Raw genomic sequence first — 14,834 nt, 5'->3', positions numbered from 1 at the left:
ACTGAAATATCATGCGCCGGGCCGGTTCCGGTCCGGCGACCGGGAGCGTTTCGCCGCCCACCCAAGGAGATTTCCCCATGTATGAAGTCCGGATTCACGGCCGCGGCGGCCAAGGCGCCGTGCTGGCGGCCGAGCTGCTCGCGACGGCGCTGGTTATCGAAGGCAAGTACGCGGTATCCATCCCCTCGTTCGGTTTCGAGCGCCGGGGGGCGCCGGTCGTATCCTTCATGCGCTGCAGCGATCGCGAGATTCGCCAGCTGACCAACATCTACACCCCCGACTGCATCATCTGCGTCGACCCCACGGTGGCCAACTCGGTCGACATCTTCGCTGGCCTCAAGCCCGGCGGCGCCCTCGTCCAGGCGACCTCCAGACCGCTCGAGGAGCTGCACCTGCCCGCCACGGTGGGAACCGTCGGCCTGTGCGACGCGGTCCGCATCGCCAACGAGATCTTCGGCCGCCTGATCACCAACACCCTGATGCTCGGCGCCTTCGCCCGCACTACCGGGGTGGTTTCGCTCGAAGCACTCAAGCAGGTGATCGAGGAGTCGGATTTCCGCGATGCCGGCTTGAAACAGAACCTCACGGCCCTCGAGCGCGGCTACACCGAGACCGTGGTCCATACCATCGAGCGGAGCGTCACTGCATGAGCGACCGTCATCACCCCTATCCGGCCTACCACCTGAAGCAGGCCGGCGTTCCCGACGACCTCTGTCCGGTCGCCACCGAACTCAGCCCGATGCGCCCGGGCGACTGGCGCAGCTTCCGCCCGATCGTCGATCGCGACAAATGCGTCAAGTGCGCGGTGTGCTGGCTGTACTGCCCGGTGCAGTGCGTGGAAGAGCACGCCGCGTGGTTCGACTTCAACCTGCAGACCTGCAAGGGTTGCGGGATCTGCGCCCAGGAATGCCCCCAGCGCGCGATCACGATGATCCCGGAGGCGCAATGAAACCGAACCCGAATGCCTGTGCGCGGGACGCGAGCACGATCCCGCAACCCGCCCGCATGGAGATGAGCCAATGAGCACGACGACGATCGACACGCCAAACACCGATGCCGCACGCGCCACGACCAAGGCGATCCTGTGCGAGGGCAACGAAGCCGCCGCGCTCGGCGTCGCCCTCGCGCGCCCGGACATGGTCGCGGTCTACCCGATCACGCCGCAGACCTCGCTGGTGGAAAAACTCGCCTCGCTGATCGCCGAAGGCCGCATGGACGCCGACATCGTCGACGCCGAAGGCGAGCACTCGGTGCTGTCGGTGCTGCAGGGCGGCGCGCTCGCCGGCGCCCGCACCTACACCGCCACCTGCGGCCCCGGCCTCGCCTTCATGTTCGAGCCCTACCTGCGCACCTCCGGCATGCGCCTGCCGCTGGTGATGACGATCGTCACCCGCGACGGCATCACCCCGCAGTCGGTGTGGGGCGGCCACCAGGACGCGATGACCGTGCGCGAGTCCGGCTGGATCCAGATGTACTGCGAGACGGTGCAGGAAGTGCTCGACACCACGGTGATGGCGTTCAAGCTCGCCGAGCACCACGACATCATGCTGCCGGTCAACGTCTGCCTCGACGGCAACTACCTGTCCTACGGCGCGTCGCGCATCGAGCTCCCCGAGCAGGCCGAAGTCGATGCCTTCATGGGGGCGAAGGACGTCAACTGGCACGTCGCCCTCGACCCCCAGCGTCCGATGGCGGTCGACCCGCTCACCGGCGGCTCCGGCGGCAACGGCCCCGAGACTTTCGCCCGCTACCGCCGCGGCCAGTGCCGCGGCATGCAGAACGCGCTGCGCGTGATCACCGAGATCCACGAGGAGTGGGGCGAGCGCTTCGGCCACCACTTCGCCCCGCTGGTCGAGGAGTACCGCCTCGACGACGCCGAATACGCGATCATGACCCTGGGCAGCATGACCGGCGCCGCCAAGGATGCCATCGATGAGGCCCGCGCTGCCGGCGAGAAGGTCGGTCTGATCAAGATCAAGACCTTCAGCCCGTTCCCGGTCGCCGCCCTCAAGCACGCGCTGCGCAAGGTCCGCGCCCTCGGCGTGGTCGACCGCTCGGTCGCTTTCCGCTGGAACTGCGGCCCGATGTTCCAGGAAACGCTCGGCGTGCTCTACCGCCTCGGCCGCCACGTCCCGGCGCAGAGCTTCATCGGCGGCCTGGCCGGCGCCGACCTCACCACCGCCATCTTCCACCGCGTCATCGACGAGACCCGGGCCCTGCTCACCCGCCCCGCCTCCGACGAGCCGGTATGGCTCAACGCCAAGGACTGAGGTAGCCACGATGCATACCACCGACTATCTGATCGCCGGCAGCAGCCATGCCGCGCTCGAAGCCATCAACGCGATCCGCATGCACGATGCGGCGGGCAGCATCACGGTGATCACTCGCGATCCCCACCCGCCCTACTCCCCGACCGTACTGCCCTACGTCGTTTCCGGGCGCTCCGCACCGGAGCGCGTCTATCTGCGCGACGCCGGGTTCTTCACCCGCAACCAGGTCGATTACCGCGCCGCCAGCGCGCTCGCCGCGATCGATGCCGAGCGCCATGTCGCCACCCTCGCCGACGGCAGCGAAATCGGCTACCGCAAGCTCCTCCTCGCCACCGGCGCGAGTCCGATCGTGCCCCCGATTCCGGGCATCGATACGGTCGAATACCACGTCCTGCGCACCCTCGACGATGCCACCCGGCTGCGCCAGGCGATGACCGGTTCGCGCCGCGCGGTCGTCCTCGGCGCCGGCCTGGTCGGCATGCACGCCGCAGAAAACCTGGTCAAGGCCGGCGCCGAAGTCACCATCGTGGAGATGAACGCGCAGCTGACCTCGGGCTACTTCGACGACACCGCCGCCGGCCTGATCGAGGAAGCCTTCCTCGACAACGGCGCCACCATCCGCACCAACAGCCGCGTGGTCGGGGTGCAGAAGACCGACACCGGCGTGCGCCTGCTGCTCGAAGGCGGCGACGGCATCGATGCCGACCTGCTGCTGGTCGCGGTCGGCGTCCGCCCCCAGCTCGATTACCTCGACGGCAGCGGCGTCGCCACCGAGCGCGGCATCCTGGTCGACGACGCCATGCGCACCAACGTCGCCGACGTCTGGGCCGCCGGCGACTGCGCCCAGGCCCGCGGCTTTTTCAGCGACGCCCCGATCATGAACGCGATCCTGCCCGACGCCAGCATCCAGGGCCGCATCGCCGGCATGGGAATGGCGGGCGACCCGGGCGCCAAGCCCTACCAGGGCGGTCTGGCGCTGAACACCTATCACTTTTTCGGCCGCCATGCAATCTCGGTCGGCAACAGCCAGGTACCCGAGGGCGGCGACGCCCAGGTGCGCTTCGACCAGGACAGCGGCCGTTACCTGCGCGTGGTGTTCGACCGCGACAACCGCCTGACCGGCATTTTCGGCGTCAATGAATTCTTCGATGCCGGCGTGATGGCGCAGCTGATCCTGCGCAAGACCGATCTCGGGCCGGTCCGCGACCGGTTCATGGCCGAGCCGCTCGCCACCGGCCGCGCGCTGATGTCGAACCTCTGGCGCTGAGGAGCACACCATGGGACAAGCCTATTCCACCATCGCCTTCGACGCGTCCAAATGCGACGGTTGCGGCGAATGCATGAAAGCCTGCGCGGGCGCCAAGTTCGAATCCGACGACGTCCGCCGCTCGCTGATCCAGATCATGCCCAAGGCCGCCGCCGAAACCGGCGCCGCTGCCAAGAGCGCGTTCGAGCTCGCGCTGTGCCGCCAGTGCGGCGACCCCAAGTGCGTCACCGTCTGTCCGGCCGGCGCGCTCGGCAAGAACGGCGCCACCGGCGTCATCGACTGGGATGCCTCGAAGTGCGTCGATTGCCTGCTGTGCACGATCGGCTGCAGCTACGCCGGCATCGCCCTCGATGAATACACCGGCCGCGTCAGCAAGTGCGACACCTGCGACGGCAAACCCGCCTGCGTGCCGGCCTGTCCGACCGGCGCCCTGCGTCACGTCACCACCGCCCGCATCTACAACGAAGTCGGCGGCTGGGAAGACCTCTTCGCCCCCGGCCTGGCCGGCTGCCAGGGCTGCAACACCGAGCTGCTGATGCGCCACACCCTGCGCCGGGTCGGTCCCGACACCGTGCTCGCCACCCCGCCGGGTTGCGTGCCGGGGATGGGCTCGGTCGGCTTCAACGGCACCACCGGCACCAAGGTTCCGGTGTTCCACCCGCTGCTGACCAACACCGCGGCGATGCTCGCCGGGGTCAAGCGCCAGTACGAACGGGTCGGGCGCAAGGTCACCGCGATGGCGATCGCCGGCGACGGCGGCGCCTCCGACGTCGGCTTCCAGTCGCTGTCGGGCGCGGCCGAACGCGGCGAGCGCATCCTGTTCATGGTGGTCGACAACGAGGGCTACATGAACACCGGCATGCAGCGCTCGAGCTGCACCCCCTACGGCGCGTGGACCTCGACCACTCCGGTCGGCGCGCACACCCGGGGCAAGACGCAGGACGCGAAGAACCTGCCGCTGATCATGGTCAACCACCGCTGCGCCTACGTCGCCACCGCGTCCACGGCCTACATGGAAGACCTGTACGCCAAGCTCGACAAGGCGCTCGAGGCCTCCGAGCACGGCTTCGCCTACCTCCATGTGTATTCGCCCTGCACCACCGGCTGGCGCTTCCAGAGTGCAATGAACATCGAAGTCGCGCGCAAGGCGGTGGAATCGAATTTCGTCACGTTGTGGGAATACACCCCCGAAACCGGGCTGAGCTTCTCGCGGCCGGTCGACAGCCCGCTGCCGGTCGTCGATTACCTGAAAGCGATGGGGCGTTTCCGCCACCTGAGCCCGGAGCAGATCGAACACATCCAGAACAAGGTCGAGGAGAACTTGCGCTTCGTACAGAAGATCGCGGAGAAAGAACATGGCTGATACCACTTCAAACACTGCAACCCACGAGCCGATCGAATTCGCCGATCGCGCCACCCTGGCCAAGCTGCAACTGGAACGCATGCGCTGGTCGCTGCAGCACGCCTACGACAACGTCCCCCACTACCGCAACGCGTTCGACGCCGCCGGGGTGCATCCGTCGGACCTGCGCGAGCTCGCCGACCTGGCGAAGTTCCCGTTCACCAGCAAGCAGGACCTGCGCGACAACTACCCCTACGGCCTGTTCGCGGTGCCGATGGCCGACATCGTGCGCGTCCACGCCTCGTCCGGCACCACCGGCCGCCCCACCGTGGTCGGCTACACCCGCAACGACATCCAGACCTGGGCCGGCGTCATGGCGCGCTCGCTGCGCGCGGCCGGCGGCAGCCGCAACGACATCATCCTCAACTCCTACGGCTACGGCCTGTTCACCGGCGGCCTGGGCGCGCACTACGGCGGCGAGGCCCTCGGCGCGACGGTGATCCCGATGGGCGGCGGCAACACCGACAAGCAGATCCAGCTGATCCAGGAGTTCGGCCCGACGATCATCCTGGCGACGCCGTCCTACATGCTGACCCTGGCCGATGAGATGGAGCGCCGCGGACTCGACCCCTCGAGCACCTCGCTGCGCATGGGCCTGTTCGGCGCCGAACCGTGGACCAACGAGATGCGCCACGAGATCGAGACCCGGCTCGGCATCGACGCCGTCGACGTCTACGGCCTGTCCGAAGTGATGGGGCCGGGCGTGGCCTGCGAGTGCGTCGAGACCAAGGACGGCCCGCACATCTGGGAAGACCACTTCTACCCCGAGATCATCGACCCGGTGAGCGGCGAAGTGCTGCCCGAGGGCGAACTCGGCGAGCTCGTGTTCACCTCGCTGACCAAGGAAGCGATGCCGGTGATCCGCTACCGCACGCGCGACCTCACCCGCCTGCTGCCGGGCACCGCGCGCAGCATGCGGCGGATGGACAAGATCACCGGGCGCAGCGACGACATGCTGATCATCCGCGGGGTCAACGTGTTCCCGACCCAGATCGAGGAGATCCTGCTGCGCAACGACAAGCTGTGCGGCCACTACCAGCTCGTGCTCAGCCGCGACGCCCACCTCGACCGCCTCACCGTGCGCGCCGAGCTGCGTCCCGACATTTCCGAAAGCATCGGCCGTGCCGACCGCCTGCAGCTCGCCGCCGACGTCCGCCACGCGATCAAGAGCCTGGTCGGAGTCACCGCCGAAATCGAGATCCTCGACACCGACAGCATCGAGCGCACCCAGGTGGGCAAGGCCAAGCGCGTGATCGACCGCCGCAACCTGCAGGAAGCCGGCCTCTGAGCCGCACCCGCTGCAAGCCTACACACCAGAGGAGACACACGATGACCCAGACCACCGGGAATCCCGCACCGGAAACCGTCGCCGCCGAAGCGGCCGGGATCCTGCAAAGCGCATTGCGTGACGGGTGCGAGACCCTCGACGACAGCCGGACCGCCGCCCTGCTGGCGCTGACCGGGCTCGAGCGCGCCCCCGCCGTCGCCGCCGGCGCAATCGAGTTCGCCCTGCGCGCCCACACCACGCGCGAGTTCGGACTCGTCCTCAGCGCCGGCCTCGGCGGCCTCGACGCCGAACTCGATCCGGCCGATTTCGCCCGTGACCGCGCCGCGGTCCACGCCGCGGTCGAACTGACCGACGGCAGCGACTTCCTCGAGCGCTTCCGCCACACCCTGGTCTACCGCCGCATCGCCCTCTTCGCCGCCCGCAAAGGCCGCCCGCTGCCCGACGCCGCGCTCGCCGCCTGCTTCGACGCCGTGCTCGCGATCACCCGCGACGCCCACCCGGACGCACCGCAGGCCGGTGCCGTGCTCCAGGAGCTGCGCCTGGACTGCACCTACGACGGCGAGGCGATCCGCGTCGTCGGCGCCCGCGCCAGCGTCGGCGCAGCGCCGGTACAGCGCGTGGCGCGCCCGATCCACAAGATCGACCGCCTCCTCCACCCCCAGCGCATCGGCATCATCGGGGTGTCGGCCAACGGCATGAACTTCGGCCGCATCATCCTGCGCAACCTGCTCGGCAGCGGCTGCCCGCCCGAGCGCCTGTGCATCATCCGCGCCGGCGGTGGCGAGATCGACGGCGTCGGCTGCATCGAAAACGTGGGCGCGATCGAGGGCAAGCTCGACCTGCTGATCGTCGCGGTCGCTGCCGACGCGGTCTATCCGCTGGTCGACGAGATCCTCGAGAGCAACACCGTCGAGGCGGTGATGCTGATTCCCGGCGGTCTCGGCGAAACCGCCAAGAGCCGCGAGCCGGCCGCCGCGCTGGCGGCGAAGATCAACGCCGCCCACGCCCGCGGCGACGGCGGCCCGGTGTTCCTCGGCGCCAACTGCCTGGGCGTGGTGTCGCATCCGGGCGCCTACGACTCCTGGTTCATTCCCCTCGAGCGCCTGCCCAAGCCGGAAAAGCGCGCCCAGCGCGACGCGGTGATGCTGAGCCAGAGCGGCGCCTTCATGATCACCCGGCTGAGCCAGAACCCCTGGCTCGACCCGCGCTACATGATCGCGATGGGCAACCAGACCGACCTCACCCACGGCGACCTGCTGTCCTGGTTCGCCGAGCGCGACGACGTGCACAGCATCGGCATCTACGTCGAGGGCTTCAAGGACCTCGACGGCCTCGCCTTCGCCCGCGCGGTGCGCCGCGCGGTGCTCGGCGGCAAGCAGGTGGTGGTGTACAAGTCCGGCCGCAGCGAAGCCGGCCAGGGCGGAGTGATGGGGCACACCGCCTCGATCGCGGGCGACCCGGTGCTGTTCGCCTCGGTGCTGCAGCAGGCCGGCGCGATCGTCACCGACAACGTCGAGACCTTCGACGACCTGTTCTACATGGCCGGCACGCTCCACGCCAAGAAGATCGGCGGCAACCGCCTCGGGGCGGCCAGCGGCGCCGGTTTCGAAGCGGTGAGCGCGGCCGACTCGATCAACGGCGAAACCTTCTCGATGCGGATGGGCACGCTCGGCGCCGCCACCGTCGCCCGTATCGAAGAGATCCTGGTCGAGAAGAAGCTCGCCGCCCTGGTCGAGGTGCGCAACCCGCTCGACATGAACCCGGGCGCCGACGACGATGCCCACGTCCGCATCACCGAGGCGATGATCGCCGACGACGACATCGACGCTGTGGTGGTCGGCCTCGACCCCACCGCGCCGATGGTGCGCGGCCTCGAGCAGAGCAAGCTGCGCCCGGGCTACGACATCAGCGACCCGGCGGGCACCGTGCACATCCTGCCGCCGCTGGTCGAGCGCTGCGCCAAGCCGATCGTCGCCGTCGTCGATGGCGGCCGCCTCTACGATGCGATGGCCGCCGCGATGATGGATCGCGGCGTGTGCGTGTTCCGCAACGTCGCTCGCGGCACCCGTGCGCTGGTACGCTACGTCGAGGCCCGCCTCGACGCCGAGCGCATCCGCAAGCATTTCGGCGAGCGCTGAGCCGGCGCTATTTTCCGAATCCAACCGACCCACCTACCTGATGGAGCCTTGCAAATGAGTGAAACCCTTCAACCCGGTCTGACCCTGACCCGCCGCTACGACATCGACGCCGCCCGCACCATCGACGTCATGGGCGACGAATGCCGCGTCTATTCGACCCCCGCCCTGCTCTACGACATCGAAGTGTGCTGCCGCGACCTGCTCCTGCCCCATATCGGCGAGGGCAAGGACTCGGTCGGCACCCGGGTCGAGCTCGACCACGTCGGCGCCACCCTGATCGGCATGTGGGTCGAGATCACGGTCAAGCTGGTCGAAGTCAACGGCCCGGCCGTGGTCTTCGAATTCAGCGCCCGCGACGCCCTCGAGGAAGTCGCCCGCGGCCGCCACAACCGCTTCGTGGTCGGCGTCGACAAGACCAAGCAGCGTCTGCTCGGCAAGCTCGCCAAGGCCAAGTCGGCCTGAGCGGCGCCCACCCGGCGCAGCGCGGGGTCGTCCGGAGACGGGCGGCCCCGTGCCGTTTCCGGGGCCGCCTCCGCCGCCCCCGTCTTCACCCCTCCCGCTTCACCATCCCCACTTCGCCGCCTCCGCTTCCCGGAACCCACGGCCCGCCACGCCTCGTCCTCCCCCGCAGCCCCGCCCACCGCAGCCGCTCGCCTCTATGCGGCCACGGACCGGACCGCGCACACTGCCCCGCCGTCATCCACCCCCCGGCTGCTACAATCGCCCGATGAACGGCAAACAACCTCAGTCACCGATGGGCAGCAGCCACTCCGAACCCCAAGCACCGCTTCGCGCCGACCCCCTCGCCTACGGCCTGCTTCCCGAACTCGTCGGCTACCGCCTGCGCCTGGCCCAGATCGCGGTTTTCCGCGACTTCTGCGTCAACGTCGGCGCGTCCGACATCACCCCGACCCTGTTCGGTGTCCTCGTCCTGATCGACGCCAACCCCGGGATGAAGCAGACCCAGCTCGCCGAAGCGATCCAGCTCGACCGTTCGAGCGTGGTCTCGGTCCTCGACAAGCTCGAAGCGCGCAAACTGGTCGAGCGCATCCGCGCCCCCGACAACCGCCGCGCCAACGCCCTCCACCTCACCGCCGCCGGCCGCGAGCTGCTGCACACCCTGACCCCGCAGGTGCTTGATCACGAACGCCGCCTCGTCAGCCGTCTCAGCGCCGACGAACAGGCCCAGCTGCGCGCCCTCCTCGGGCGCGTGGTCGCCGGACTGCAGCAGAACGACGAGCTCCCGCTGCCGACCGCGCCCTGAGCCGATCGCCCCCGGCGCCGCCCGGAGCATCGATCGCGGCCGCCCCATGCGCCGGGGAGCGCGCCACTCCTTAGCGCACGGAGCGCTCACCCCATCCCGCCTGCATTCGCCCCAGCGCATGCGGTTAGAATCGGACGCTTGCCGCTTTCGAGGATGCCCCCGCGTGACCACCGCCCTGAATGCCCCCGCCGTCGACCTCTTCATCCAGCGCTGGCAGAAGGCCGGCGGCAGCGAGCGCGCCAACTACCAGCTCTTCCTCACCGAGCTGTGCGCGCTGCTCGACCTGCCGCAACCCGAGCCGGCGGGCGACGACACGCGCGACAACGCCTACGTGTTCGAGCGCCGCGTCGTCATGCGCCAGGCCGACGGTGGCACCAACAACGGCTTCATCGACTCTACCGGCGCGGCAGCTTCGTGCTCGAAGCCAAGCAGACCGGCAAGACGCTGGATTCCTCCGGCTGGGACAAGGCCATGCTGCGCGCCCACAACCAGGCCGACCAGTACGCCCGCGCGCTGCCCGCCGACGAGGGCCGCCCGCCCTTCATCCTCGTCACCGACGTCGGCCGCAACATCGAGCTGTACGCCGAATTCAGCCGCTCCGGCGCCACCTACACGCCCTTCCCCGACCCGCGCAGCCACCGCCTCCGCCTCGAAGACCTGCGCCGCGAGGAGATCCGCGAGCGCCTGCGCGCAGTGTGGCTCGACCCGCTGGCGCTCGACCCGGCGCGGCGCTCGGCGCGCGTCACGCGTGAGATCGCCGACCGCCTCGCCACGCTCGCCAAGTCGCTCGAGGCCGCCGGCCACGCGCCGCAGAAGGTCGCCGGCTTCCTCATGCGCGCGTTGTTCACGATGTTCGCCGAGGACGTCGGCCTGCTGCCCGTGCGCAGCTTCACCGACCTGCTGCTGAGCCTCAAGGATTCGCCGCTCACCTTCGCGCCGATGCTCGAACACCTGTGGCAGAACATGAACGTCGGCGGCTTCTCGCCCATCCTGCGAGGCAAGGTGCTGCGCTTCAACGGCGGGCTGTTCTCTGATGCCACTGCCATCTCGCTCGACCGCGACCAGCTCGAACTGCTGCTCAAGGCTTCGCAGGCCGACTGGCGCTACGTCGAGCCGGCGATCTTCGGCACGCTCCTCGAACGCGCACTCGACCCGCGCGACCGCCACAAGCTCGGCGCCCACTACACCCCGCGCGCCTACGTCGAACGCCTGGTGCTGCCCACCGTCATCGAGCCCTTGCGCAGCGAATGGAAGGAAGTGCAGACCGCCGCGCTGGCCTTCGAGCAGCAGGGCAAGCACAAGGAGGCCGTCACCGAGATCCGCGCCTTCCACCGCCACCTGTGTGAAGTGCGCGTGCTCGACCCGGCCTGCGGCAGCGGCAACTTCCTCTACGTGACGCTGGAACACCTCAAGCGCCTCGAAGGCGAAGTGCTCAACCTGCTGCACGATCTGGGCGAATCGCAGGGCCTGCTGGAGCTCGAAGGCGTGACCGTCGACCCGCATCAGTTCCTCGGCCTCGAGATCAACCCGCGCGCCGCCAAGATCGCCGAGATGGTGCTGTGGATCGGCTACCTGCAATGGCACTTCCGCACCCACGGCTCGGTGAACCCGCCCGAGCCGGTGCTGCGCGACTTCCGCAACATCGAGCACCGCGACGCACTGATCGCCTTTGATCGCGAGGAATTCGTCACCGATAAAGCCGGCCGCCCGGTCACGCGCTGGGACGGTGTCACGTACAAAGCAAGCCCCATCACCGGCGAACCGATCCCGGACGAGACGGCGCAGACGGTGCAGGTGAGATACGTGAATCCGCGGAAGGCGGAATGGCCGCAGGCGGATTACATCGTGGGGAATCCGCCGTTCATCGGAGCCGCGACGATGCGCCGTGCGCTCGGCGACGGCTACGTCGACGCGGTGCGCCGCACGTGGCCGGAAATCCCGGAGTCGGCCGATTTCGTCATGTACTGGTGGCACATCGCCGGCGAGCGCGTGCGTGCGGGCGAAGGGCGGCGCTTCGGCTTCATCACGACCAACAGCATCAAGCAGACCTTCAATCGCCGCGTCATCGAGGCACAGCTCGGTGCGAAGAATCCACTGTCGCTGGCCTTCGCGATTCCGGATCACCCGTGGGTCGATGCGGCGGACGGGGCGGCGGTGCGGATCGCGATGACGGTGGGGACGGGGGGCGAGCAGGAAGGGACGCTGCTGCAGGTGACTGATGAGCGAGAAAACGATCGGGACGCGGTAGATGTAACCCTGCAGGCGCGAACCGGGAAGCTCTTTGCCGACCTCAATGCTGGTGCCGACATCGCCGGAGCCAAGGCACTACAAGCCAATATCGGAGTCAGTTCGCCGGGCGTGAAACTCCACGGGTCGGGTTTCATCGTCACTTCAGATCAGGCCGAACAACTCGGCCTTGGGCAAATTGAAGGGCTTGACGGACATGTCCGCGCCTATCGCAACGGCCGCGATTTGGCCGACCGCCCACGTGGAGTGCATGTGATCGACCTGTTCGGGCTTACGGCCGAGGAAGTGCGGCAGCGTTTTCCGAGCGTATATCAATGGGTGTTGGAACGGGTCAAACCCGAGCGCGATCAGAACAATCGTGCGTCATATCGTGACAACTGGTGGTTGTTCGGCGAGGCTCGCAGGGATTGGCGAATGATGCAGGCTGGTTTGCCACGCTACATCGCTACGGTTGAAACAACCAAGCACCGCTCATTCCAGTTTCTCAGCGCCGAAATCCTGCCGGATAACATGGTCATTGGCGTCGCCATGGATGATGCCTTTCCGCTTGGTATTCTTTCAAGCCGAGTCCATGTCGTGTGGGCTTTGGCCGCAGGTGGGCGCTTGGGCGTCGGCAACGACCCGCGCTACAACAAGACCCGCTGCTTCGAAACCTTCCCCTTCCCCGACGCCACGCCCGCCCAACAATCCCGCATCCGCGAGCTCGCCGAACAACTCGACGCCCATCGCAAGCGCCAGCAGGCGCAGCACCCGGCGCTCACGCTGACCGGCATGTACAACGTGCTCGAAAAACTGCGCAGCGGCGAGGCGCTGTCCGCCAAGGACAAGACGATCCACGAACAGGGCCTGGTGTCGGTGCTGCGTGAGCTGCACGACGCGCTCGACGCCGCGGCGTTCGACGCCTACGGCTGGAGCGACCTCGCCGCCAACCTCGTCGGCCGCCCCGGCGCGACCACGCCGCTGCCCGACAAGCCCGAGGCGCAAGCGGAAGCCGAGGAAGAACTGCTGCGCCGCCTCGTCGAGCTCAACGCCCAGCGCGCCGCCGAGGAAGCCCGCGGCCTGGTGCGCTGGCTGCGTCCGGACTACCAGAACCCCGGCGCCGCGACTGCGCCGCAGCAGGTCGAAGCCGATCTCGGCGAATCGGAAGCAGCCGAAGCCGCGCCCACTGCCGCACCCGCCGGCAAGCTCACGTGGCCCAAGAACATGCGCGAACAGGTCGCCGCCGTGCGCACCGCACTCGCCCGCCAGAGCCTGCCCGCGGAGGCGATCGCCGCCCAGTTCAAACGCTCGCCGAAAGCCGCCGTGCTCGCGGTGATCGAGGCGCTAGAAGAGCTGGGCATGGTGCGGCGTGAAGGCGAGGTGTATCGCTTGCAGGGGTAAGCGTCGCCGCGGCAGCTCCGTCATGATGCCGATGACATCGGACATTCGTGCGAACAAAAACTTACCTTTATCAAAGCCAACGAATTGATATTGCGGTATAAAAATCCCTATCGTTTACGGACATTCCAGCGGACATGATCGCCCCAGAATTCCCCGACATCCGGTGTGAGTGCTCTCGATTTCATCACCACCCTCCATCGGCTGGCCACCGAAGGCCTCCCCCACCCTAACAACCGGCACTCACAGTGCCGCGACGCCCCATGCCGGAAGCTTCTCGCAGGCTCGGCAGGCAATCACCCGGTAGCCGTCCTGCGCGTAGCGCTGCGCATCGGGCAGCGCGCCGGGCAGCGCGCCGGGCAGCGCGCCGGGCACATACAAAAACGGCGGCCTCGACGGCCGCCGTGATGCTGCTCCCGCGGATCGCCGCTCAGCGACGCGCGTAAGCCACCCGCACATCCGCGGTCGACATGTCTCCCGGCAGCCGGATCGAACCGGTCTTCTGCAGCGAATCGCTGTCATGCACGCTGATCACGTTGCCGGCACCGCCGATGTACAGCCGGGAACCATCGCGCGAGATCTGGATGCTGTAGTAGGTCTGGTCGAGATCGACCACCTTTAGCGTCTTGCGTGCGGAAATGTCGTGCTTGGACACGGTGTTGAACGCGCCGTAGAGGATGTTTGGGTCGCGCGGATCGGCCACCATGGTGAACACGATGAATTCGAAGGGGAAGATTTCCCGCGTCTCGGCCTTGCCGGTGGCCAGATCGACGCGGCTCATGCCCCACCACCATTGCGCCGTGGCCATGTCCTGTTCCGGACCGGTGAACTTCGCCGCGGTGTAGGGCATCAGGTACTCGTTGCGGTGCTCGCCCTGGGAATGCATCGCGAACGCGTCCGGCTGCGACCACAGCGGCCCGCGATCCCAGCTCGCCAGCGCCGAGACCGTGCGCACCGCGCCGGTGCGGGTGTCGATGGCCTCGATGTCGGCACCGCCGAGGATGACTTCGCCGGTCGCGGTGGCCGCGATCTTGGTGATCCGCCGGTTCACCGGGAAGGTCCGCAGCGGCTGCGCCTCGAGCCCGTCGGCAATGCGGTACACCGCCAGCCGCGGCGGCAGCACCTCGAAGCGGTCGAGATGGCGGCGGACCGGGTTCTGCACGGTGTACAGCTCGCTGCCATCGGCGCTCACCGCGATCGACTGGAAGGTCTTCACCCGCACGTCACCGCTCGACTGCCTGGCGGAAAAGACCAGCTTGCAGGTCTCGAGCTCGAAGCCGTAGACGTCCTCGGACAGATTGTTGAGGACGAAGGCGTGGCGCCCGTCGGGCGACGGCACCAGCGCCCCCGAGCCGAACTTGCCGGGCACCGGGCAGCTGCGCGCGAGGGTGTCGGTCTTCATGTCGATCACCTGGAGCACGCCGGGCCGGGTCACCGTCAGCAGGTATTCCGGGTCGGGATCATGGGGGGCGGCCTGGTGCAGCGGCCCGGCACAGCCGGCGAGCAGGGCGGCCGCCCCGAGCAGGCCGCTCAGGCCCAGGGTTTTCAAGCGCAGGGGGATGGTCATCGCGGGCGCCTCTC

Annotated in this window: 12 protein-coding genes; 10 read left to right on the top strand and 2 right to left on the bottom strand. The window is 68.2% G+C overall.

All coding sequences use genetic code 11. The features are described from left to right. Positions 1-77 precede the first annotated feature (77 nt). From padE to Tharo_RS06485, 10 genes are all read left to right on the top strand, one after another. Entirely contained in the window at positions 78-650 is a 573-nt protein-coding gene (padE, locus tag Tharo_RS06530; RefSeq protein WP_107220506.1) for an NADH-dependent phenylglyoxylate dehydrogenase subunit gamma, read from the top strand. After that, entirely contained in the window at positions 647-949 is a 303-nt protein-coding gene (padF, locus tag Tharo_RS06525; protein ID WP_107220505.1) for an NADH-dependent phenylglyoxylate dehydrogenase subunit delta, read from the top strand. The genes padE and padF overlap by 4 nt, the downstream gene beginning before the upstream one ends. A 70-nt stretch (positions 950-1,019) precedes the next feature. Beyond that, positions 1,020-2,270: an NADH-dependent phenylglyoxylate dehydrogenase subunit alpha gene (gene padG, locus Tharo_RS06520; protein WP_107220504.1), complete on the top strand. Its 1,251-nt coding sequence runs from the start codon at positions 1,020-1,022 to the stop codon at positions 2,268-2,270. A gap of 10 nt (positions 2,271-2,280) precedes the next feature. Beyond that, entirely contained in the window at positions 2,281-3,537 is a 1,257-nt protein-coding gene (gene padH / locus Tharo_RS06515) for an NADH-dependent phenylglyoxylate dehydrogenase subunit epsilon (protein ID WP_107220503.1), read from the top strand. 10 nt (positions 3,538-3,547) lie between these two features. Beyond that, positions 3,548-4,900 (top strand): NADH-dependent phenylglyoxylate dehydrogenase subunit beta, encoded by a 1,353-nt coding sequence (gene padI / locus Tharo_RS06510; protein ID WP_107220502.1) that lies wholly within the window; start codon positions 3,548-3,550, stop codon positions 4,898-4,900. Then, complete coding sequence (paaK, locus tag Tharo_RS06505) at positions 4,893-6,227, top strand: phenylacetate--CoA ligase PaaK (protein WP_107220501.1); 1,335 nt, start codon at positions 4,893-4,895, stop codon at positions 6,225-6,227. Before padI ends, paaK begins: the two co-directional genes overlap by 8 nt. 41 nt (positions 6,228-6,268) lie before the next feature. Continuing rightward, entirely contained in the window at positions 6,269-8,365 is a 2,097-nt protein-coding gene (locus Tharo_RS06500; RefSeq protein ID WP_107220500.1) for a CoA-binding protein, read from the top strand. 54 nt (positions 8,366-8,419) lie between these two features. Next, on the top strand, positions 8,420-8,827 hold the full coding sequence (locus Tharo_RS06495; RefSeq protein WP_075148392.1) for a thioesterase family protein: 408 nt from the start codon (positions 8,420-8,422) through the stop codon (positions 8,825-8,827). A 265-nt stretch (positions 8,828-9,092) separates the two neighbouring features. After that, entirely contained in the window at positions 9,093-9,629 is a 537-nt protein-coding gene (locus Tharo_RS06490; protein ID WP_245881018.1) for a MarR family winged helix-turn-helix transcriptional regulator, read from the top strand. A gap of 414 nt (positions 9,630-10,043) precedes the next feature. Beyond that, on the top strand, positions 10,044-13,256 hold the full coding sequence (locus Tharo_RS06485) for a class I SAM-dependent DNA methyltransferase (RefSeq protein ID WP_245881017.1): 3,213 nt from the start codon (positions 10,044-10,046) through the stop codon (positions 13,254-13,256). Between the two features lie 240 nt (positions 13,257-13,496). On the opposite strand, the gene Tharo_RS17550 is transcribed toward Tharo_RS06485, so the two are convergent. Both Tharo_RS17550 and peaD read right to left on the bottom strand, forming a co-directional pair. Then, entirely contained in the window at positions 13,497-13,634 is a 138-nt protein-coding gene (locus tag Tharo_RS17550; RefSeq protein ID WP_159051666.1) for a hypothetical protein, read from the bottom strand. A 49-nt stretch (positions 13,635-13,683) separates the two neighbouring features. Next, entirely contained in the window at positions 13,684-14,820 is a 1,137-nt protein-coding gene (gene peaD / locus Tharo_RS06480) for a quinohemoprotein amine dehydrogenase subunit beta (protein ID WP_107220498.1), read from the bottom strand. Positions 14,821-14,834: the final 14 nt, after the last annotated feature.

The sequence above is a fragment of the Thauera aromatica K172 genome (assembly GCF_003030465.1).
In the GTDB taxonomy this organism is placed as follows: domain Bacteria; phylum Pseudomonadota; class Gammaproteobacteria; order Burkholderiales; family Rhodocyclaceae; genus Thauera; species Thauera aromatica.
This window is presented reverse-complemented; position numbering and strand designations above follow the sequence as displayed.